The sequence below is a fragment of the Caldicoprobacter algeriensis genome, assembly GCF_023838525.1.
Classification (GTDB): domain Bacteria; phylum Bacillota; class Clostridia; order Caldicoprobacterales; family Caldicoprobacteraceae; genus Caldicoprobacter; species Caldicoprobacter algeriensis.
Window position 1 is genome coordinate 40,095 of the sequence record NZ_JAHUQD010000004.1, and the last position, 22,467, is coordinate 62,561.

Below are 22,467 nucleotides of genomic sequence, written 5' to 3' on the forward strand. Positions count from 1 at the left end.
CAAAGCCCCTTAAAAATAAATTTTTTATTAAAGGTGATAATGCTTTTACAGCAAAATTAAAGCTTGAAAAGTTAATTACACTGTGTTATAAATAACCCATAAAATAAATAACAGCTAGACTTTAATCACTCATATTATGGAAGGAATTTTGCATTTTATACGGAAGAGCCCACCTATTGCATTTTAAATTTTAAATAAAAACCAGAAAGGAGAATTGGAATGGCAGAGTGGCTATCTCAACACAACCTCACCTTAATTGGAATGATTTCCAGCATAGTGGCCGGCCTGGGCACCGGAATAGGGGCCATACCAGTATTTTTCACGCGAAAAATCTCCGATAAAACCATAAATGTGATGCTGGGATTTGCAGCAGGTGTGATGCTGGCCGCCACATCCTTTAGCCTGGTGGTACCCGCCATTGAGAAGAGCGGCGGGGGCATCAAGGGAGCGGCTACCGCTCTGATTGGCATTATACTGGGCGGCCTGTTCTTGGATTACATAGACAAGGCCCTGCCCCACTTTCACACGGTGGCAGGTATGGAGGGCAGGAAAAAAAATTTGAGCCGAATATGGCTGTTTATAATCGCCATCACAATACACAATTTCCCAGAAGGGCTGGCGGTAGGTGCAGGATTTGGCGATTTTGACTATGCCAACGGATTTGCCCTCACCATAGGAATCGGCATACAGAATATGCCTGAAGGATTGGCCGTAGCCATGGCTCTGGCCACCCAGGAAAACTCCTCACTGGGCAAGGCCTTTTGGGTGGCACTTTTGACAGGACTGGTAGAACCCGTAGGTGCAATCGTGGGCTTGGCGCTGACCCAGCTGGCACGGCCCATCTTACCGCTTACATTGACATTTGCAGCCGGCGCCATGCTGTTTGTAATCAGCGATGAGATCATACCCGAAACCCACAAGCGTGGTTCACAGAGGATCGCCACGTACGGCGTACTTATAGGTTTTGCCGTTATGCTTATTTTGGATACCCTTATAGGGTAAAACAGAAATTTATAATGTGCATCACTAGAGGTGAACCTTGTATGGTAATTGGAGTGTGCAAAATAAACCTCCTCATAGAAGAAGCGTTTTCATTAAAAGAAAAAAGGCGCATACTTAAAAGCCTCATAGAGCGCCTCAAAAGCCGGTTCAATGCCTCAATCGCAGAGATAGGACTGAATGACAAATGGCAAAGCGCCGTCATCGGTATAGCATGCGTATCCAACGAGGGAGGACATATAGACAGGATGCTATCCAGCATCATCGAATTTGTCGAAAACGACGGCCGCGTTTTCATCACCGATTTCAGCACCGAAAAGATATACGTATGAAAACGCATTCTTATCATTCACCCGTTGCCCTCTCTGTTGCTATATGCCCGCATCCCAACATCAGTCATCTGCCCGCGCCACCACAACGCGGAAACCCTCTACCTTGATCACCTTCACTTTTATGCCTTTTGGGATGAACTCCCCTTCGGTTATCACATCCACCCTGCGATCGCCTATCTGGGCCGTTCCAGATGGCCGAAGCATGGACAGAGTGACCCCTTCCATCCCCAGTAGGCTTTCCTCAAGCTGAACGCTGGTATAACCCCGCTCCTTATCCAGCCTGGAATGGAGCAGCAACGAGCGAGATATTTTCCCTCCTTTTGTCGCCGAGCGGTAAGCCCAAACCAAAAGCGATGCTATGACCAATAGCACGGCAACTATGATGCCCACCAAAACAGGCGGCGATACCACACGGGAGGCAACCACTATCCCCAGTACCAGCGATATGATGCCCAGTGTGCCCGCTATGCCAAACCCCGGCATCATAAATTCAATGGTCACCAATACAGCCCCCAGTATGAAAAGCAGCGCCATCAACCATTCCAGGTGTTCGAACACCTCTATCAAGGCCATGGCCAACTCCCCTTTTTAAACTCTCCTTTTCAACCCTTTCTACTCACCACAATGCTGCAAGGCCGTAACCCTGCTCCCATTCAGCTTTTTACCCTGGTTGCACTCCCACTTCAGATTTTATCAAAAATTTCTGCAGCTGTTGATCAAATATTTTTCATTATTATGCTTTCGACTATGTCGGCAACCTCCTCACAGACATCGCAACAATTTTCAAAGCATTCAAACACTTGTGTCCAAGCTATGACTTCTATCGGGTCCTGTGACTCGACGTAAAGCCTTCTCAAAGCAGCGGTATACAGCCTGTCACCTTCCTCTTCCATATCATTTAACTCCACGATATACTTGTGAATAGTGGCGGATTTGCGGAAATTGGGAAACTCACGCATCAATTCCTTTAAAGTTTCGGTGCACCTTGATATTATCTTTACAAACTCAAAGCTTTCATGCCGTATTGATTTTATATTGTACATGTAAAGGCGCATCAATATCTCTTCAATCGAGTCCACCACGTTGTCAACCTGCTCTGCCAGCCGGATTATATCTTCCCGCTCTATGGGAGGCAAAAACTCTTTTAGCAGATGGCGTATCATCTCATGCTTTTCAGCATCGGCAGTATGCTCTATGTTATGGATTTCAGTGATCTTCCGCGAAAGCCCCTCTAGTTTGTAATTGTCAATGGTGGTTTGTAGCATTTGAGAGGCCTCACATGCATGCTCGGCCACTTTTTTGAACATTTCATAATAGTTGTAACCTTTTCTCCTTAACATCTGGACCTCCTACTTTTTATATATTTTTTTATTTCATATTTATTCCTTCCTGTACTCAGTAAAATGTCATCGCTTAAATCGCTGTCAGAAGAGCCATATAAACAATTTGGCCATCAAGAAGCCGATAAGGCCGCAACCCGGAAAGGTCAAAATCCAGGTAAGCACCATGTCCTGCACCACCGACCAGTTTACCGAGGAAATGCGTTTGGCCGATCCCACGCCCATGATGGCCGTGGTTTTGGTATGGGTGGTGCTCACCGGGAAACCCACCAGCGAGGATAAAAGCAGGCACAAAGCTGCAGCTAAATCAGCCGAGAAGCCCTGGTATTTCTCCAGTTTCACCATATCCATACCCACCGATTTGATGATCCTGTATCCTCCTATCGAGGTTCCCAGTGCCATGACCAGCGAACACAGAACTATAAGCCATAAAGGAATTTGAAACTGACCCGTTCCAGCCTGTCCCTTTACCAGGAACATCCCCAGTAAAAACACGCTCATAAACTTTTGCCCGTCTTGTGCACCGTGCATAAAACCCATGGCAGCGGCGCCAAATATCTGAGCATTCTTGAAAAATCCAAGCGTCTTCCGTCTGTCGGCCTTTTTAAATAAAAACTCCACCAACTTCACTGTCACAAACCCCAGCACAAATCCTAGAAACGTCGATAATACAAGGCCATACAGTACTTTTACCCACTCAGCCCCATTTATGCCCGAAAAACCACCTTGAAGGCCTATGGCTGCACCCGAAAGACCAGCTATAAGAGCATGGCTTTCGCTTGTAGGTATCCCAAACCACCATGCGGCAGTTGCCCAACTCACTATAGCAAACAGTGCAGCGCACAGCGCCACTAGTGCCGTGTGGGTATCTCCACGGAAGTCCACCATCTTATAAACTGTCATGGCAACGGAATTATTGATAACCGTCATGACAAATACGCCTAAAAAGTTGAATACAGTAGCCAGCAATACCGACCAGCGCGGGCTTAAAGACCGGGTAGAAATGCAGGTAGCAATAGCATTGGGTGCATCGGTCCAGCCGTTGACCAGTATGACCGACAGTGTCAACAGAGTTGTTATTAATAGTGCAGGAATCGTAAAAAGCTGCTGTAAAAATTCGACAAACGAAACCGCCATCCTTCTCTTCCTTCCACATGTACAGATTTTCATAGCCATTGTAAAAACATAGTAGAACTACAGATAATTTCTATAATTTTTTTTTGCGTTATATCTAATTTTACAATAACCATTAACATACAATGAAAGGTACAAGCACAAAACACCCACATAATAATATCATATTCTCACCACAAGCGCAATACTTTTAATTTATCTCCAAATTTTGACATGAGTTGGGCTTGTTTGAACGTTGAAAGCCCTATAGGCTGCATCCACAGGGCTTTCAAAAGTAGTTACTATCATCCCCTTACCTCATTTGCTCATCATTACCAGAGGCAAAATGATCGCCACGGCTACCAGAATTGTGGTCCCCACCGCCGCTAGTTTATTTTTATTTTTCCAACAGTACTTCGCATAACTTAAGCTGTATCCACAGCAAATGAGTATGAACACTGCGATAACGTATCTCATTTATCCTCCCCTGAATACTTTATCCTAGAGCTATAAATCATGGTACCCGTACGCCTTATCTTGAAATCCACCTCCGTGTATATCTCGGCGTCCTTGTAATGGCTGTTCCAGTCATAAGCCTCCCATTCCTGTATGGTTTCAAACTTTTTTACGGCGGTATGGCCAAAGTGAAACACGTCGCAGTTAAGCTGCTGCGTCTTTTCAATCGCCTTAGCCAATTCTCTCTTTATAAACCTCTCAAAAGCTCTTTCTATTACCGGCAACATCTCAGGGGTCTCATAGTGAATTCCGCTCTGAATGCTGTGTATGTCCCCTTCAAGGTATATCTTTAAACTAACAAAAGGCTTTTCGCCCTCAAACCATACCTTTATATCAGGCCGCCTTGCCTCCCTCACCTCAAGGTCCACGTTGAGTTCCGGCCGTTTGGGATCCGGGATGGTGTACGTTCCCTTCTCAAAAGCCCCCTTCGCCATAGCCAGCAACCGGCTCTCATGCCCCGTAAGCTTGCCTACCATCCTGTCACCGTTAAACACAGCCAACCCTAAAAGCTCAACCTTGCTTCCTTTTTTGCGCGGCACATCTCCCGCATAATAGTCACCGGGTATATTATATTTTGTATCCCACTTAGGCCCTTTCTCTATAAAGTTTCCACCTTTGTTCACCGCTGCCAGGACGGCTATGGGCTGATGGTATGGCGATGTCATGCAGTCGTGCAGATCGTACAAGGTAAGGTCTGCAAACAGCCCCGTTTCCCGTGCCTGGTTTATCAAGTTTTCGCACATCCTGGTTATATCGCTCCCACCAAACGGTTCCAGCAGCTCAACAAACTCGGCCGCGCTTTCTCTGGCAATCAGCAGGCGGGTGCTGTACCTGATGGAGCTGTTTCTGACTATGGGGGCCAAAAATTCTCCTATCAGCCCGGCTTTGGCAATATCTTCAGAAATAACAATAAACTGCACATGCATAAAGTCGAGCGTCCTAGGTATGTTTGTGTTGGCTAATTCCAGGGCCGCACTGAAGGAAGGAGCATCAATGGTCAGGGTTTTATAGTTCAAACCACCGCCGGGAGATTCGCCGCCTTCTCCCTGTGCCCCGCCGGCTTCAAAGGCTGGAAATTTAAAAGTAACCCTGAACTTATCCGATATCCCCCTGTCTATGCCTATCAACAAAATATAGGCAGCGTCGTTGATATCCCTGGCATCGTAACAGCCAGCCAGCATAAGTAGTATGATGCACAGCAATACCACAGCCACTATCTTCTTCATGCCTGCCAACCCTTCTTTTTAGTCAACGCCGTCATCAGCAAAGCTATAGAGGGTAGCACATAGAATACCACCCAGCCAAACTCTCTTAAATATCTTATGTAAAACTGTACCAGCTCAACAATGTTTGAAGGAATCAACGATAGGGCAATCATTATAAACGAAAATGGGACTGTGATGGGCCTTATATCATCTATTTTGAAAAGATAAGAGTATATAAGCAACACCATATAAAACAATAAAGGTATGGATATCAAGGTACTGATGTTCCAGATAAATAGGAACAGCGATTCCACTCTCTGGAAAAAGACCCCATAATGAATAAGTGACGCCCCGGCATACAAGGGCGCAGTAAGCTCCTTGCTAAAAGGATATGTAAAGATCAAAGTTAACCCAAGCTGCATCAAAAGCATGAGAGAAGCTGCAATAATTAAGCTGGTATATCCTACCTTCCTTATATCCTGTATACCATGCAGCGACTTGGCGAATATGGCAACGAGGGTTATTTCACCATATATCGAACTTCTCAAAAACCCCTGAACAAGGGTGTTTTTCAGCCCATACCCAAGTAACGGATAAATACGGTAAAATCGAAAGAATCTGGATGAAAGCATCAGCAATATTATAAATCCCACCAGCATTACATAGCCAGCAAGCTTTGAATACCTGGTTATATTCTCCAGCCCTATAAAGCTCAAAATAACCGCAGTTACGGCCAGCGAACCTATCAAATAGACCGGTGGAGTTTTAGGAAACACATATATCTTTATTATTTCAACATACTCCCTCAAATTCATTGCAGCAGAAAACAGCAATACAAAAGCTACCGTAAAAGAAAATCCAAAACCGATGTACCTGCCAAACACATCGTCATATATCTCCATTATATTTTTCCCTGGAAATCGTTTGAGCAGAAAATACACAGCAGTAAAACCCAAAGCTGCAACAGCCGCACTTACCAACACCATATACCATCCGGCTGTTCCCACTTTTCTCACTATCATATTGGGGTCTGTGAAAAATTCCTTTGCCATGCAGGCAATTACCAGAGCAGAAATGGCTTCTTTATTCCCAAATTTACCTTGTCCTACCAATTGTTATTCACCCCTTTTAGGGTACAAACCGCTTCTCCTGCTCACTGTATCCATGTAATCTCCCGCTACCAACTCTTTGTACAGGGGTTTCCTCAAAATCAAATCGCTGCTGCGCCTTGTCTTGGGGGTAAAAGGCGCCAGAAACGGCACCCCAAACGACTTCATGCTGCAAGTCAAAACCAGCAAAATAGTCAGACCCACCGAAATGCCATAAAACCCCAGAACAGCGCCCATGAAGATGAAGAAAAACCTCACAATCCTTATGGCCATTGCCAGGGAATAATTGGGTATGACGAAATTTCCGATTCCTGTTATCGCCACAATGATGATGAGTATGGGGCTTACAAGCCCTGCCGCAACGGCAGCCTGTCCCAGTATTAAAGCCCCTATAATGCCCAAAGTCTGACCTATAAGCCCTGGAACCCTAATGCCGCCCTCGCGAATCAGCTCAAACGCAATCTCCATAAGCAGCACCTCAACCACGACAGGAAATGGAACGGCTTCCCTCATCTTGAGTATGGACAGCAGAAGTGGAGTTGGAATCATTTCGCTGTGAAACTGCACAAGCGCCATCCAAAGCCCTGGCACCAGCGAAGCAATTAGCACCCCGATAAACCGGGTAAGCCGGATAAACGTCCCGTACTGCCACCTAAGCATCGTATCCTCCGAGGAATGCAAAAGGTGAAAGAATGTAACGGGCACCGCCATTACAAAAGGTGAACCCTCACACACTATGACCACCTGTCCCTCCATGATAAAAGAAGCAGCCCTGTCGGGCCTTTCGGTACTTATCACCTGTGGAAAAAGCATAAAAGGATTGTCCTCCAGAAGTTGTTCCAGCATTCCGCTTGATTCCACAAAATCGTATTTTATATTCCTTATACGCCTTTTAACCTCTTGCACCAATTCAGGGTCTGCGGTGTCATCCAAATAAACCAAAGCACAGTTGATCCTATTTTTGTTGCCCACCGGCAGAATTTCGGTTATCAAGTTTTCGCTCTTTATTATTTTCCTGAGCAATGAAAGGTTGGTCCTCAAATTCTCGGTAAAGCCCTCCTGCGGTCCCCTTATAACATTCTCAGTCCTGGGAGCCTCAATATTTCTTTTTTCAAAGCCCCGGCTCTCAATCAAAAGTGCTTCGCTACAACCATCAACAAACAGGGCAGTTACGCCGTTGAGAATTTGAGGAATTATTCTGCTGTACTCTTTAATCCTGGTCACTTGATAGATGGATATCACATTTCTGATTATGTAATCCATGACGTCGCCTTGGCTGAATTCTTTAAAATTGCCTTCGTCCATAAGCTGTGGCAGAACAAACTGGTTAATGACCGTCTTGTCCATCATTCCATCTACAAACACCAAGAAGGCTTTGAGCCTTTTTGCGACGTTGAACTCCCTAATGACTATATCCTGATTTTTTGGTACGCTGAACCTCTGCCTTATATATTCCATATTAACGTCAATATTTGAAGCCACCATGCCGTTTTTGATTAAATCAACATCTCTCTTTTCGAGTCCTCTCCACTGGCTACTCTGCCCTGCCCTTTTCTTTTGCCTGTTTCTCCTTCTTATTACAACAGTTGGCTTAACTGTGCCAGTAACAGTACCATTCGCTTGTCCACCGGCACCAGCAGTGCGGCAATTTCCCTGATTGTTTTGTTGAACTTGTTTGTCATCTGCCTGCTTCAAAATCTTCTGCCAGTCTATTCCTTCGCTGGCGTTGTCCTGGCCATCATTTCCCCCGCCATTTTTCGGCGGCTGGCTTTCTTCTCCCAAATATTCTTCTGTAGCGAATTTTTGAAGAGGCTTGTATGTAAAAAGGTCAATAACGGCCCTTAAAATGTTTGGCATACTCATCACACCTTTTCAGGTTACCCACAAATAAACTCTAAAGTTTATTATAGCGTCCCAAAAAATATTTATGCTTATATTGCCAGCACAAACTTTAAGACCAGCTTGAAGAGGTGGATAAATGCAGTGATACAACGTGGTTCTGTGAAAACAAAAAACCTTCGGGAATTTTCCGAAGGTCTCATTTTCACTGGTGGGACCTACTGGACTCGAACCAGTGGCCTCCACAATGTGAGTGTGGCGCTCTCCCAGCTGAGCTAAGGTCCCGCCTCTATTAAACTTTACATTGTTATTATATACCCTGAACTTCGCATTTGTCAATAGGGAAAAACTTATCGGCTCCGCCACATTTCAAGCTACTCAAAAACCTGACCTGCCTTCATGCAACACATCCACCATATCCTCCGAACACATTCTGTGAAAGAATGCATATGCATAATATGGCAAACGCCCCACAAACAGGGCAAACGCAAACAAAAATGGCAGATACAGCGGCCAGGGCAGCAGCTTAAATTCAATTGGAAGATAAGCGGTATACAGATAATTGCTGCCTATAAGCATATTTACTATTCCGGTAAGTACCGCACATATTATAAGAACGCAATATGCCTTTTTCACATTTCTTATATCAGGCTGATAGTTTAAATAGGGAAGCATAAATGCGATAAAACCCATGGCCGTGTGATAAAGCAGGCTTTGAATGCTTCTAAAATGAAATACCGGGTATTCGCTAAGCGTGGGAAGTGGAAGTATTAGGGCGAGCACAAAGCCTACTGTCCCGTACGCATACACGAATTCACACATATATTCTCCCATCTTCCAGATCCACCTTGAAGTTTCAGCAATGCTGGATGTATCAGAATAGTCAAGCGGTTGGCCCTCATTGCGTTGCAGCAAAAGCGCCAGGGGAATGGCAAACATTTGTATACCGCAAAGCTGAAGAGGCAAATCTTCTTTTATGTTAAAAATCCCCATATAGACATCCCATACAAATCTGAAAATATTAAGAAAAACAAGAAAGGCATAAGCCCAAACAGACCATAAAAACCGCAAACGATACTCCTTCTGCTTGACATGGCCAACAGCTATATAAACCACTATAAACAGAAACAGCATTGCCGAGATGTGCAAAGTAGTGAAAGGCCTGTAAGGACCGTTTTGCAAAATTAGCGGGTCATCTTTACCGGCAAAGAATAGCTTAAACACGGTAAATCCCCCTTTTATTTAGGCCAAAACGTTCTCGAAAAGTCTAAGACCTTTATTATAACTTGTCTGCAGGTTCGGCCTTTGGGACTTCATTATGGTGCAATGTTGCTCTACAAACTCAATCATTATGCGTATCACTTTTCAAGAGTATTCAGAACAACCTAACAAAAAAGCATCACAAACTACAGGTTGCTGGCATTCTCATATATGGCCTCTATCTCTTGTGGTTTTAACAGCTTGCTTATGGCATAGGCTATGATGATGATTCCGGGTATATTGACAAAAAGCCTCGTCAACGCAAATTTGACACCTAAAGCACTCATCTCAAATAAAAACATAGGAATTTTAGTGGTAGACCAAGCACCCAAAAATATCAAGATATTGGAAAACTTGGCTCCTTTTTTCATGAATACTGCAGCTACTGGAAAAGCCCCGTATAAAGGCCCTGCAGCAGCTGAACCCAGGAGGATAGAAAGAAGGATCCCCTTCAATCCCGAATTTTCACCCAGATACTTCACCATTGTCTCCCTTGGCACCCAAACATCAAGCAGCCCAAGCAAAACAAAAATAGGTGGAATAACCAGCAGCATCTCTTTGAAACTATATCCGGTAACCTGCAACGCCTTAATACCCAGTTCCCTGTTTATAATCATCAACAAAGCGGTTATACCTATAGTTATTATAAAAAATCTGTACCTCTTTATCAAATTCATATGCCGCCCACCACCTTTCCTATGACATATGCCACTATGAACGAGAACAGATAAGCCAGTAAATTCCTCAAAATAGCCACATTTTTACCAAAATATTTAACTTCCACCGGAAAGGTGACTACCCCCACCATCATCAATGAAGATATAAAAGCCCCTATCTGCATATAACCTGCTCCGCTTTTAAGCAGCATGGCCGCTGTCGGAAAAGCAACAAACCCTGGGATTAAAGTAATAGCCCCCACGACCGATGCCAGGAATACACCCCACCATCCAGAAGAGCTCCCTATAATTTTGCTGATAACTTCAGGATTCAAAACAGCCAGTAAAATCCCTACCAGCATTATAACCCCTAAAAACTGCGGGAGTATGTTTTCAAAGGCCTTCCATCCCTTCTTTAATGCCTTCAATGTCTTTTCCCTATCCTTGTAAAATGATAATAGAACGAGTACGATAGTGATAGCATACAGCATTAAGTTTCCCATAAAATTCCTCCTCGTTAATCTGTATCTTAATCTGCATCGACAACACCTAGGTCGAAATGGATGCCGCTACAAGTTTACTTGCTTAGCTACAGCTCCATATTATTTATCATATAACATTTTTCGCTTCAAGATCCCAAATTCCTTTTAATTCAGCAAAATTAGCTATGGATCAGAATCAAAAATTGGTCTTAAGAAGGTATAGAAAAATGGGAAGCTTTAGGCAAGTTACCTATAAATGCTTCCCAAAAATCTTAAAAAATCTTTGTCATATCATGTTTCACGCGCGCTTCACATCTCATCCTGTATGAGCTTCTTTATCTCCTCCTTGCCGGGGACCCTACCAAATGCCTTTACCTTGCCGTTGATAACCAGCCCCGGAGTCATCATTATATTGTACTCCATAATCTTGTCAATTTCAGTGACCTTTTCAATGGTAGCGTCAATCCCTAACTCGCTCACAGCTTCACTGGCATTTTTCTCAAGCATCTTGCATTTAGGGCATCCTGTCCCCAGAATCTTTATATCCACATACTTCACCTCCCCATTAGGTCATACTATATTCATATTCTAAAAAAGTTCAAAGTCATAATTTTTTGTTTGTTTTATGAGTCAACTTTTAAATCTAAACATTAATTCCCTTTAAACTTCATCCTTCAATGTTGCAATTATCGTATACTGAGTCTTTGCTTCCTAAACACTTTTCCAAAACATCGAGTCATAATATGCAGATTGACTATCAAAGCTCTAAACCCACCACTTAACAAATACATTACGTCAGTTGTAAATATAAATATATCAACTTACAAATTTTACCCAACTATAAAACCAAATATCATCCCGGTTATGGTAGCGAATATGATTACCAGGGATACATATACAATAGTCTTCTTTGTGCCCAGCACGCTCCTTATAACCAACATGCTGGGAAGGCTAAGCGCTGGGCCGGCCAGCAGAAGTGCCAGAGCCGGGCCTTTTCCCATTCCTGAACCCAGTAACCCCTGCAATATAGGCACTTCGGTGAGGGTGGCAAAGTACATGAATGCCCCAACCACTGAAGCTACAAGATTTGCCAGCAAAGAATTACCTCCAACTACAGCCGAGATATATTTGGAAGGAATAATCCCCGCATCGATATTGGGCCTTCCCATAAGGAAACCTGCAACCAAAACCCCTCCAAACAGCAGCGGCAGGATCTGTTTTGCAAAGCTCCAGGTGGCCTCAACCCACGAAATCCTTTCATCCCGATTAAACCACGTGACCAAGGTATAACCTAAAACGATGAGGAAAAAAGCAGTCAAATACCATTTTACTCTGTAAACCGCCATGAAAAACCCCACATCCTGAGCCGGCTTACCCCACGCAGCAAAGATCAATATGAATACGAGGCTGGCAAAGTATATGATGTTCTGCAGCGGACTGCGCCCCTCGGCTTCTTCCACAAACTGTGCCATAGAGCTTTTTGTGCGAGCCTCATCTTCCTTGCGGTATATAGCCGCCATAATAAGGCCTATTATTATAGAAAAAAGCACTGCACCTATGGCCCTTGCAATGCCAAGCTCCCATCCCAGAACGCGTGCCGTTAGAATGATAGCAAGTATATTGATGGCAGGCCCTGAATAAAGGAATGCAATAGCCGGGCCGATACCAGCACCCCTCTTGTATATCCCCGCAAACAGCGGAAGGACTGTACACGAACATACGGCAAGAATAGTGCCCGAAACCGATGCCACAGCATATGATACCCATTTTTTGGCTTGACCGCCGAAATACTTAATGACAGCTGCTTGGGATATAAAATTTGAAATTGCACCGGCAATAAACAGCGCCGGTACCAGGCAGAAGAGCACATGCTCCCTTGCATATTCCTGGAGCATGTAAAACGCCTCAAGTATTGCCGAACTCACTCTAGGATGAGAAAAAGGTATACAGTAGGCGGCAAGGAATACTCCTACTATTAACGCAAATTTTTTCCATTCCTTCATGGTTTCCATCTCCTTAATACTCATATTTACAAACTTTAATTTTCATAATATTCCCTTATAGTTGATGTCTGATAATCAGACACCCATATAAGCACCACCGATAATGTGGTTTACTCACAAACCACACTCATAGCCCACCTTATAACCTAATAACGCTGCATAAATAACACTGTTTGTAACTTTAATTAATCCCCATTGTATCACATATTAGCCACAACAACTGCACCCACAATTGCAGCTTCCACCATCCTCGCCGGCATCCCCTACATAGGCTATTGCCCCCACTGGACACAGGTTACCGCATCCCTTGCAACCTTCTACGCATCCTTCAGGGTAGACCACCACAGGTCTATTGCCATCGCGCTTAAACACCCCGTGTTTGCATTTTTCAAGGCAGGCACCGCATTCAATACATTCCTCATAATTTATCACCGGATACCACGTCTTTGACATTTGAGCTCCCCCTTCTCCTCCAATAATATTTTTGTTTCCTCAATCTGCCTTAAAATCATATTTTCTACCAATTCAATTACCTGCAACACCTCAGGACTCTTGAGCCTGTAAACTACCTTGGTCCCTTCTCGCTCGCTTTCCACAATACCTTGACTCCTCAAAACCGCCAGGTGTTGCGAAGCGTTTGACTGCTCAGAATCAATATTGGGCAAAATCTCGCAAACGCACAGCGGTCCCGCTCTCAACAGATTGATAATTTGCAGCCTTATGGGATGAGCGAGGGCCTTAAACACTCCAGCCACCAATTTATCGCTCATATGTGCCATTCGCAATACACCTTCTTTAGAATATTAGAATTTTCTAATTTACTAATAATAATATTACTATTTTTTGTGTTTGTCAATAAGTAAATTTAATACTTTAATACACAAAATCTTTAATATGCTCTGTAATGTTTCATCATACCTGAGTCAATATTAATAGCCCGGCTGCAACCTACCGGTCTCTGAATCCCTAATTTCACAACTCACCTTTCTTTACCCTGTCTATCAGTTCCTCAACCTTTTGCCTGATGATATCCCTTGCCTTTCTGTATTCCTCTATGGGGCCACCTGATGGGTCTTCTATGCCCCAATCCTCCCTGTGCTTACAGGGAACGTAGGGACACTCAACACCGCATCCCATGGTTATCAATATATCCACTTGGGCAGGGATGTCACTTAGCAGCTTGGGATGATGCCCGGTCATGTCCACCCCCACTTCTTCCATAACCTTGACGGCCAGAGGCTTGACCTCGGGATATTTCTCGGTCCCGGCAGAATAGGCCTCCAGGACATCGCTCCCTAATTTCTTTGCCCAGGCCTCTGCCATTTGAGACCGGCAGGAATTATGCACGCACACAAACGCCACTTTCTTTTTCATGCTCGCTGCATACCCCTTTCTTCATTTTGTTCAAACAAGTGCCTTGTTTTACTGATTGACTATCTTTTTTACAATTGTGTCACCGCCGGTATATAATTGACCCACCCCGTGAGAAATTATCCATCTGATTAATCCTACAAAGAATCGGAGAGAAATAAATGCTAGGGAGTGAATCTATTATAATGTTACACGAGTTAAAAGCAAAAGGCAAGAGCATTCGTGCAATCGTTAAAGAAACTGATCCTTCAAGAAATACTGTAAGAAAATACCTGAGAGCAGATGGAATTCCTCGAAGAAAACCTCATCCTAAAAGAGGGTCAAAGCTTGACCCATACAAGGATACTATTCAACAGGTGATAAACTTAGGTATATTCAATATTCCATCTATAGTGATCCTTGTGTTAGAAAAATAAATAACTCTGCTTGCCATTCAGTTACCAAAAACAACTCATATATGTTATAATTTCATTAGCTTAACGATTTTCATCAAAATTAAAAACAAGGGGGCGTGTTCTATGGAAAGTACCGTTACATATTTTGAAGAACCTGGAAGAAAAAATACCTTAACCACTCTGGAAATCGCTAAAAAAAGAGCCTTAGAGCTGGGGATCAAAAAAGTGCTGGTGGCTTCCTCCCATGGCTATACAGCCCTTGAAGCAGCCAAAGTTTTTGAAGGTACAGGTATTGAAGTTATAGCCATAAGCATTTCCAATAGCTTTCAAGAGCTGGGATGGTCAATGACGCCTGAAGAAAGAAGCAAGTTAGAAAAAGTAGGCATAAATGTGTTAACCGGCCTTCATGGCCTAGCCGATGGTGTAGCAGAAGGATTCCTTGGCGAACATACACCAGGCAGCATTATAGCCGATACTCTGCGCATGTTTTCACAGGGAACAAAAGTAGCAGTTGAAATATCCATCATGGCTGTGGAAGCTGGCCTTATTCAGCCGGGTTCCGAAATAATCTCTATCGCTGGAACCAGTGAAGGATGTGACACCGCTCTGGTAGTCAGGCCGTCTTTTGCAAGAAAAATTAAAGACTTCAGGATATGCGAAATTCTTTGCAAACCTAGAATCGCTTAATTTGTAAGCCTCAAATAAAGCACATCAAAAATGTAACCCCCAAAACCTTCCACTCCAAGGCTTAGGGGGCTTTTTTCTACTCCAAATTTCTACTCCCACTCGATTGTGGCAGGAGGTTTTGTGGTGATATCGTAAACCACCCTGTTTACGTGTTTTACCTCGTTTACAATCCGGGTGGACACCCTTTCTAGAACATCGTATGATATTTTTGCCCACTGTGCCGTCATGAAGTCGGTGGTCACCACCGCCCTCAGGGCAACAACGTAGTCGTATGTCCTGTCGTCTCCCATAACGCCCACCGTTTTCATATTGGTGAGCACTGCAAAATACTGGCTTATGTCTTTGGCCAGCCCAGCCTTTTCGATTTCCTCCCGGAATATATGGTCAGCTTCTCTGAGGATTTCGAGCTTCTCCCTTGTCACCTCACCTATTACTCTTACCGCCAGGCCTGGCCCCGGGAAAGGCTGCCTTGAAACTATCTCCTCTGGAAGGCCTAGCTCCCTTCCCACTTGCCTTACCTCATCCTTGAAAAGGCTTCGCAACGGTTCGACAATTCCCTTGAAGTCTATATCAACCGGAAGTCCGCCGACGTTATGATGGCTCTTTATAACTGCCGCGTTCCCAGTGCCGCTCTCTATCACGTCTGGGTATATGGTGCCCTGTACCAGATAATCAATCTTTCCCAGCTTTCTCGCCTCTTCTTCGAAAACCCTTATGAACTCCTCGCCTATAATCTTTCTCTTCTTTTCAGGATCAACTACGCCGGCCAGCCTGGACAAAAATCTATCGGCCGCATCCACCCTTATGAAGTTGATATTAAACCTGTTTTTGAAGACATTTTCAACCTGGTCAGCCTCATTCTTCCTCAAAAGCCCGTGGTCTACAAAAATACAGGTAAGCTTGTCGCCCACTGCTTTATGCACCAGCAATGCCGCCACCGATGAATCTACGCCGCCCGACAGGGCACACAGCACCGAAGCATCGCCCACCTTTTGGCGTATATCCTCAACGGCATCCTCAATGAAGGATGAAATCTTCCAGTCTCCTGCGCATCTGCATATCCCAAACAGGAAGTTTTTGAGCATCTCCTTCCCCTTAACCGTATGCTCCACTTCGGGGTGAAACTGCACCGCATACAGCTTTTTCTGAGGATTTTCCATGGCCGCCACAGGGCAGTTGGCTGACCTTGCCGTAACCCTGAACCCCTCTGGGAGCTTACTCACATAATAAGTATGGCTCATCCAGCTGACTGTCTGCTCCTCCAGGCCGTAAAAGAGCTGGCTGGAGGGATCAAGCGTTACTTCGGTTTTACCGTACTCCCTCTGTTCGGCCCGGGCAACCTCACCACCCAGCATGACACTCATAAGCTGCATACCATAGCATATTCCCAGCACAGGCACGCCCAGCTCAAACACCTCCTGATGGCAGAAAGGCGCACCCGACTCAGTAACCGACGCAGGTCCTCCGGTTAGTATAATCCCTTTGGGATTCAAACATTTAATCCTATCGATTGAAACATCAAACGGCAGTATCTCGCAGTATACGCTGGCTTCCCTTACCCGTCTGGCAATAAGTTGGCTGTACTGCCCTCCAAAGTCGAGTATTAGCACCACTTCGTGCTTCAAACCAAATACCCCTTTCTCTCGTGAACTTAGATTCATAAATAGCATCTATCTTCTCACAGGTATGCCCCTCTCTGCCAGGTACTCCTTTACCTGCGAGATGGTGAGCTCCCTATAGTGAAACAGAGAAGCGGCCAGAACGGCATCCGCTCCTCCACGCACTATCACATCGTAGAAATGCTCAGGCCGGCCCGCACCGCCCGACGCAATAACGGGTATATTAACCGCCTGCGTTACGGCCCGGGTCAAAACAACATCGTATCCGTTCTTGGTGCCATCAGCATCCATGCTGGTCAAGAGTATCTCCCCGGCACCTCTTTTTTCAACCTCTACGGCCCACTCGACGGCATCCTTACCCGTGTTTATCCTTCCACCGTTGATGTAAACATCCCAACCGGTACCATCCTGCCGACTCTTAGCATCTATTGCCACTACGACGCACTGGCTGCCAAACCTTATAGCCGCTTCCTCTATAAGGTCAGGATCTCGTACGGCTGCAGAGTTTATGGAAATCTTATCGGCACCGGCCTTGAGTATATCACGGAAATCCGAAAGGCTGCGTATACCACCACCTACGGTCAGCGGAATAAAAACCTGCTCGGCGGTCCTGGCCACAACATCAAGCATTATGTTGCGAGCTTCAGCTGATGCAGTAATGTCGAGAAACACAAGCTCGTCGGCACCAGCCTGGTCATATAGCCTCGCTATTTCGACCGGATCTCCGGCATCCCTTAAATTAAGAAAGTTTGTGCCTTTCACTACCCTTCCGCCATCAACATCCAAACATGGGATTATGCGCTTTGTAAGCATCTATTTCCTGTAACCCATTGTGTCGTCTATTGTGCAGTAAAACCACACCAATAGACGGTTGGGGTATTTGTATTCCGCCTTTTCAAGCTGCTCCGTCCCCAACAGGCGGTATTTGAAGCAGCCCGCTTCAAAGTCGTGCGAAATTTCTGAGCATCTTAAGCCCCTCTGCCCCGCTTTTCTCAGGATGAAACTGAAGTCCGTATATGTTGTCCTTGTTGACCGCCACCGTTATATCCATTCCATAAAAGGTAGTCCCTATAACGTGCTCGGAAACCCTTGGCTCAACATAGTAGGAGTGAACAAAATAGACGAAGCACGGGTCATCCAACCCTTCAAATATCGGGTTGGCTCTGTATCTCAGCTCATTCCAGCCCATGTGCGGTATCTTTATGTTAAGTTCCTCAGGAAGCCTTTTTACCTCCCCCGGTAACAACGCCAATCCCTTGAAGGCCCCTCCTTCATAGCTCCTCTCAAATAGCAGCTGGAGGCCCAGGCAAATACCCAAGAACGGCCTGCCGTCCTGCACAACCCTGTATATGCTGTCTATCAATCCAGCCTTCTCCAAATTTCGAATGGCATCGCCAAATGCTCCAACCCCCGGCAGCACCACATGGCTGGCATTTAAGATCACCTGTGGGTCCTGCGTGATCACCGCCTGGTAGCCCAAATATTCAAATGCTTTTTGAACGCTCCGCAAGTTACCCATGCCGTAATCTACAATGGCAATCATTATATTTCCTCCATAAAATTATCAAGCTGCCTTAACAATAAGTTCAAGCTGTATCACAATGTAATGCTTAGCATAACATTTAACACCATTTTATCTTACAATATTATGGCCCCACACACAAGAGCAAAATTGCTTCGTTTTACATGAAGTACTCAATGCCGGCCTCAAATATCTTCTGGTCTTTCTCACCCGGTATATTTTTGGCAACGTTTGTACCTATTCTCTCGGAATGCCCCATCTTGCCCAGCACGCGACCATCAGGGCTGGTTATACCTTCTATAGCCATGAGCGAACCGTTTGGATTAAAGCGTATATCATAGGTGGGCTTCCCCTCAAAATCCACATACTGAGTAGCCACCTGCCCGTTTCTAAACAGCTCGGCTACCTGCTGGAGCGAGGCAATAAACCTGCCCTCGCCGTGGGACACAGCAACGGCATGGATATCGCCGGGCTTAACTTTGGAAAACCATGGCGAAAGATTCGATACCACCTTAGTATAGACCATACGGGAGACATGGCGACCTATGGTGTTGAAGGTAAGAGTGGGACTGTGCTCGGTCATATCCCTTATCTCTCCATAGGGCACCAAACCCAGCTTTATGAGCGCCTGGAAACCATTGCATATGCCTAAAATAAGTCCGTCCCTTTCCTTCAAAAGCCTCATCACCGCTTCTTTTATATACAGGTTTCTAAATGTAGTGGCTATGAACTTGCCCGAACCGTCGGGCTCATCCCCTCCGCTGAATCCACCCGGTATGGCTATGATCTGCGAATTGTCTATACGTTTTACCATCTCCTCTATTGATTCTTCAATGTCCTGTGGAGTCAAATTCCTTATCACGAAGACGTCCACCACCCCGCCTGCCTTTTCAAACGCCCTGGCGGTGTCGTATTCGCAGTTTGTCCCGGGAAATACCGGTATAAACACCCTGGGCCTTGCGATCCTGACCTTAGGCTTCTGGCGTATGCCCCGCGTAAACAGCCCCATATCGGTATTATCTTTGGGCTCGGCCTCTTCATGAAGCCTGGTGGGGAATACATCCTCCAGCGGTTTTTCCCAGCTCTGCAAAGCCTCATCAAGGCTTATCCTTACGCCATTCACGCCTATCTCGGGTTTCTCATCGGTGTATCCCAGTAGCTTATATTCTATACCACCAAACAGGGCTGCCAGGTCCTCATCTCCACGGACTTCAAGTATGATAGAACCATAATCTGGCCTGAAAAGAACCTTCAAGTCATCAACCTTTTCAAACACAAACCCCAGCATATTGCCGAAGCACATCTTGGTTATGGCCTCGGCAATGCCACCCGCCTTGACGACAGCAGCGGCCAAAACCTTACCGGATTTTATGAGAGAGTAAATCCTCGTGTAATTGGCTTTAAGCTGTTCAAAATCCGGCAGCCCATTGCAGTCCCTCTTAAGCGGCACTAAAACGGCCTTGCTACCCGCCTTTTTAAACTCGGTTGAAATCACGCAGTTTACATCGACGGTATTTACCGCAAATGCCACCAGCGTGGGCGGAACGTCCATGTCCTTGAACGTTCCCGACATGCTGTCCTTGCCGCCAATTGAGGGCAAACCAAGCTTTATTTGAGCATAATAGGCTCCCAGCAAGGCCGCCAGAGGTTTTCCCCATTTCACCGGGTCATCCCCTGGTTTACCAAAATATTCTTGAAGGGTAAACCTTATGCGGCGCCAATCGCCGCCCAGAGCGCACACCTTTGAAACCGCTTCTACAATAGCAAAAACGGCACCGTGAAATGGGCTCCATTTGGCCAATACAGGATTATAGCCAAAGGTCATGATGGTGCCGGTGGTAGTATCCCCTTCAAGCACCGGTATCTTGGCCACCATGCCTTCGGCAGGGCTGAGCTGATATTTCCCGCCAAATGGCAGAAGCACCGTTCCGGCACCTATGGTGCTGTCAAACCTCTCAACAAGCCCCTTCTGGCTGCAAACGTTGAGCCTTTCAAGGTTGTTGAGCCATGCCTTCTTTATATCGACATCGCACATCAATACCTCTTCAGGCAGCTTCTCAAAGAAGTTGCCTTCCTCTTCGGGCGCTGACACCACAGCCCTGTTCTTCCTTTTGACCCCGTTGGTGTTCAAAAACTCCCTGCTTATGTCCACTATGAGCTTCCCGCGCCACCATATCCTGACCCGCGGCTCACTGGTCACACGCGCAACCGGTGTGGCCTCCAGGTTTTCCTGTGCAGCAGCTGAGATAAACTTCTCTACATCCCTAGGCGATACCAGCACCGCCATCCTTTCCTGCGACTCGGATATGGCAAGCTCGGTGCCGTCAAGCCCCTCATACTTTTTGGGTATGGCATCCAAATTTATCTCAAGGCCATCGGCCAGCTCACCTATGGCCACCACCACACCACCGGCGCCAAAGTCGTTGCACTTCTTGATAAGCCGGCTCACCGAAGGATTCCTGAAAAGCCTCTGGATCTTCCTTTCGGTGGGCGGATTCCCCTTCTGGACCTCGGCACCTGACTTTGCCAGCGACTGTTCATCGTGCTCCTTGGACGAACCGGTAGCGCCTCCGCACCCGTCACGGCCAGTTCTTCCGCCCAGGAGTATTACTACATCGCCTGGCTGCGGCTTGCCTCTCACTACATTCTGCCTCGGCGCGGCACCGATTACCGCACCCAGCTCCATCCTCTTTGCCACATATCCCTCATCGTAAACTTCTACCACCTGTCCGGTGGCAAGGCCAACCTGATTCCCGTATGAGCTGAATCCCTGGGCAGCCACCGTGGTTATCTTGCGCTGCGGCAGCTTCCCAGGAAGGGTCTTCTCAATCGGCGTCCTGGGGTCGCCGCTTCCCGTAATCCTCATTGCTTGGTACACATAAGCACGTCCCGACAGAGGATCCCTTATGGCCCCTCCAAGGCAGGTGGCCGCCCCGCCAAAGGGCTCTATCTCGGTAGGATGGTTGTGCGTTTCGTTTTTGAACATCACAAGCCACTGCTCTTTTTTGCCGTTTACATCCACATCAACCACAATGCTGCTGGCGTTTACCTCGTCGGATTCCTCCAAGTCATCCAGCATGCCCTTCTTTTTAAGCTCCTTCATGGCAATTGTGGCTATGTCCATAAGGCAAATATCTCTATCCTGTTCTTTATCCCCATAGACGAACTTTCTAGAATCCAGATAGCTTTCAAGTGCAGCTTTTATCGGACGGGTATACTTACCATCCTCAATCTCAATTTTTTCAAGCTCCGTTAAAAATGTGGTGTGGCGGCAATGGTCGGACCAGTAGGTGTCCAGCATGCGAAGCTCGGTTATAGTGGGGTCACGTTTCTCTATGTTTTTAAAGTAATCCTGACAAAACTCCATGTCCCCCAAAGACATGGCAAATCCCCTGTCTTCTATAAACTCGGCTAGCTTATCTTTACCCCACCCGGTAAATCCTTCTATCGTTTCCACGTCAGCCGGCGGCTCAACCTCAACTTCAAGCGATTCAGGCTTTTCGAAAGAGGCCTCTCTGCACTCAATGAGATTTATGCAGTAGCCCTTTATCCTATCAAACTCCTCTTTTGAAATATCGCCGCTTAAGACGATAACCTTAGCAGTACGGCACATAGGCCTCTCGCCTTTGGTCAAAAGCTGTATGCACTGGCTGGCCGAATCGGCCCTCTGGTCGTACTGCCCCGGCAGGTACTCTATGGCAAAGGCCTTTTCACCATCCCTCAAAGGGAGCTCTTCATCGTATACCACATCCACAGGTGGCTCAGAAAATATAGTATTCCTGCACGCCATGTATTCTTCATCAGAGAGCCCCTGCACATCATAGCGGTTTATGACCCTGACGTACTTTAACCCTTTTATCCCCAGGTTGTACTTTAAATCCCTGTAAAGCGCTTGTGCCTCGATATCAAAACCTCTCTTTTTCTCAACGAATATTCGCCTTACTTTGCTCATGGCTATCTTATCTCCTTGAAAACCAATAATTTATCTTGAAAAACAATAATTTATCCCCTTAATGTAA

The 22,467-nt window shown here is 45.8% G+C and carries 22 protein-coding genes, 1 tRNA gene and 1 pseudogene; 4 read left to right on the top strand and 20 right to left on the bottom strand.

Annotated elements, in window-relative coordinates:
- Nucleotides 1-219: 219 nt before the first annotated feature.
- Both KVG29_RS03420 and KVG29_RS03425 read left to right on the top strand, forming a co-directional pair.
- Complete coding sequence (locus tag KVG29_RS03420; protein ID WP_252226549.1) at nucleotides 220-1,002, top strand: ZIP family metal transporter; 783 nt, start codon at nucleotides 220-222, stop codon at nucleotides 1,000-1,002.
- A 41-nt stretch (nucleotides 1,003-1,043) separates the two neighbouring features.
- Nucleotides 1,044-1,331 carry a DUF503 domain-containing protein gene (locus tag KVG29_RS03425; protein WP_252226551.1) on the top strand — a complete coding sequence of 96 codons (288 nt, stop codon included), beginning with the start codon at nucleotides 1,044-1,046 and terminating at the stop codon, nucleotides 1,329-1,331.
- A gap of 60 nt (nucleotides 1,332-1,391) precedes the next feature.
- Here the strand turns inward: KVG29_RS03425 and KVG29_RS03430 are convergent, their stop codons facing one another.
- The 16 genes from KVG29_RS03430 to KVG29_RS03505 form a co-directional block, all read right to left on the bottom strand.
- Entirely contained in the window at nucleotides 1,392-1,904 is a 513-nt protein-coding gene (locus KVG29_RS03430) for an NfeD family protein (RefSeq protein WP_252226552.1), read from the bottom strand.
- A gap of 143 nt (nucleotides 1,905-2,047) precedes the next feature.
- Entirely contained in the window at nucleotides 2,048-2,671 is a 624-nt protein-coding gene (locus tag KVG29_RS03435; RefSeq protein WP_252226554.1) for a DUF47 domain-containing protein, read from the bottom strand.
- An 84-nt stretch (nucleotides 2,672-2,755) separates the two neighbouring features.
- A complete protein-coding gene (locus KVG29_RS03440) occupies nucleotides 2,756-3,808 on the bottom strand; it encodes an inorganic phosphate transporter (protein WP_252226555.1) in 1,053 nt (350 codons plus the stop codon).
- A 294-nt stretch (nucleotides 3,809-4,102) separates the two neighbouring features.
- Nucleotides 4,103-4,261, bottom strand: coding sequence for a hypothetical protein (locus KVG29_RS03445; protein WP_252226556.1), 159 nt, complete (start codon nucleotides 4,259-4,261; stop codon nucleotides 4,103-4,105).
- A complete protein-coding gene (locus KVG29_RS03450) occupies nucleotides 4,258-5,526 on the bottom strand; it encodes a Ger(x)C family spore germination protein (protein WP_252226557.1) in 1,269 nt (422 codons plus the stop codon). The genes KVG29_RS03445 and KVG29_RS03450 overlap by 4 nt, the downstream gene beginning before the upstream one ends.
- Entirely contained in the window at nucleotides 5,523-6,617 is a 1,095-nt protein-coding gene (locus KVG29_RS03455; RefSeq protein ID WP_252226564.1) for a GerAB/ArcD/ProY family transporter, read from the bottom strand. The genes KVG29_RS03450 and KVG29_RS03455 overlap by 4 nt, the downstream gene beginning before the upstream one ends.
- Before the next feature lie 3 nt (nucleotides 6,618-6,620).
- Nucleotides 6,621-8,471 carry a spore germination protein gene (locus KVG29_RS03460; RefSeq protein WP_252226566.1) on the bottom strand — a complete coding sequence of 617 codons (1,851 nt, stop codon included), beginning with the start codon at nucleotides 8,469-8,471 and terminating at the stop codon, nucleotides 6,621-6,623.
- 191 nt (nucleotides 8,472-8,662) lie between these two features.
- A tRNA-Val gene (locus tag KVG29_RS03465) sits at nucleotides 8,663-8,738 on the bottom strand.
- Between the two features lie 93 nt (nucleotides 8,739-8,831).
- Nucleotides 8,832-9,677, bottom strand: a complete 846-nt coding sequence (locus tag KVG29_RS03470) for a TMEM164 family acyltransferase (RefSeq protein WP_252226568.1) — start codon at nucleotides 9,675-9,677, stop codon at nucleotides 8,832-8,834.
- A gap of 182 nt (nucleotides 9,678-9,859) precedes the next feature.
- Nucleotides 9,860-10,390, bottom strand: coding sequence for a permease (locus tag KVG29_RS03475; RefSeq protein WP_252226570.1), 531 nt, complete (start codon nucleotides 10,388-10,390; stop codon nucleotides 9,860-9,862).
- A complete protein-coding gene (locus tag KVG29_RS03480; RefSeq protein ID WP_252226571.1) occupies nucleotides 10,387-10,872 on the bottom strand; it encodes a permease in 486 nt (161 codons plus the stop codon). The genes KVG29_RS03475 and KVG29_RS03480 overlap by 4 nt, the downstream gene beginning before the upstream one ends.
- Nucleotides 10,873-11,160: 288 nt before the next feature.
- The gene (locus KVG29_RS03485) at nucleotides 11,161-11,400 is read right to left on the bottom strand and encodes a thioredoxin family protein (RefSeq protein ID WP_252226572.1); all 240 of its coding nucleotides are present in this window, start codon (nucleotides 11,398-11,400) and stop codon (nucleotides 11,161-11,163) included.
- Between the two features lie 281 nt (nucleotides 11,401-11,681).
- Nucleotides 11,682-12,854 (bottom strand): permease, encoded by a 1,173-nt coding sequence (locus KVG29_RS03490; RefSeq protein ID WP_252226573.1) that lies wholly within the window; start codon nucleotides 12,852-12,854, stop codon nucleotides 11,682-11,684.
- 207 nt (nucleotides 12,855-13,061) lie between these two features.
- Nucleotides 13,062-13,307, bottom strand: coding sequence for an ATP-binding protein (locus KVG29_RS03495; protein ID WP_204489156.1), 246 nt, complete (start codon nucleotides 13,305-13,307; stop codon nucleotides 13,062-13,064).
- Nucleotides 13,283-13,624, bottom strand: a complete 342-nt coding sequence (locus tag KVG29_RS03500; protein WP_252226575.1) for an ArsR/SmtB family transcription factor — start codon at nucleotides 13,622-13,624, stop codon at nucleotides 13,283-13,285. The genes KVG29_RS03495 and KVG29_RS03500 overlap by 25 nt, the downstream gene beginning before the upstream one ends.
- 202 nt (nucleotides 13,625-13,826) lie before the next feature.
- Nucleotides 13,827-14,228: an arsenate reductase ArsC gene (locus KVG29_RS03505; protein ID WP_252226576.1), complete on the bottom strand. Its 402-nt coding sequence runs from the start codon at nucleotides 14,226-14,228 to the stop codon at nucleotides 13,827-13,829.
- 158 nt (nucleotides 14,229-14,386) lie between these two features.
- On the opposite strand from KVG29_RS03505, the pseudogene KVG29_RS03510 reads away from it, so the two are divergent.
- Both KVG29_RS03510 and KVG29_RS03515 read left to right on the top strand, forming a co-directional pair.
- Nucleotides 14,387-14,638, top strand: a pseudogene (locus tag KVG29_RS03510) (IS21 family transposase); the annotation flags it as partial.
- 105 nt (nucleotides 14,639-14,743) lie between these two features.
- A complete protein-coding gene (locus KVG29_RS03515; protein ID WP_252226577.1) occupies nucleotides 14,744-15,307 on the top strand; it encodes a pyruvate kinase alpha/beta domain-containing protein in 564 nt (187 codons plus the stop codon).
- 89 nt (nucleotides 15,308-15,396) lie between these two features.
- Here KVG29_RS03515 and guaA read toward each other — a convergent pair whose 3' ends face one another.
- The 4 genes from guaA to KVG29_RS03535 form a co-directional block, all read right to left on the bottom strand.
- Nucleotides 15,397-16,968, bottom strand: a complete 1,572-nt coding sequence (gene guaA / locus KVG29_RS03520; RefSeq protein ID WP_420840519.1) for a glutamine-hydrolyzing GMP synthase — start codon at nucleotides 16,966-16,968, stop codon at nucleotides 15,397-15,399.
- A gap of 9 nt (nucleotides 16,969-16,977) precedes the next feature.
- Nucleotides 16,978-17,739 (bottom strand): imidazole glycerol phosphate synthase subunit HisF, encoded by a 762-nt coding sequence (gene hisF, locus KVG29_RS03525; protein WP_252226579.1) that lies wholly within the window; start codon nucleotides 17,737-17,739, stop codon nucleotides 16,978-16,980.
- 127 nt (nucleotides 17,740-17,866) lie between these two features.
- Entirely contained in the window at nucleotides 17,867-18,469 is a 603-nt protein-coding gene (gene hisH, locus KVG29_RS03530; RefSeq protein ID WP_252226585.1) for an imidazole glycerol phosphate synthase subunit HisH, read from the bottom strand.
- A 139-nt stretch (nucleotides 18,470-18,608) separates the two neighbouring features.
- Nucleotides 18,609-22,400 (bottom strand): phosphoribosylformylglycinamidine synthase, encoded by a 3,792-nt coding sequence (locus KVG29_RS03535; protein WP_252226586.1) that lies wholly within the window; start codon nucleotides 22,398-22,400, stop codon nucleotides 18,609-18,611.
- Between the last annotated feature and the right edge of the window lie 67 nt (nucleotides 22,401-22,467).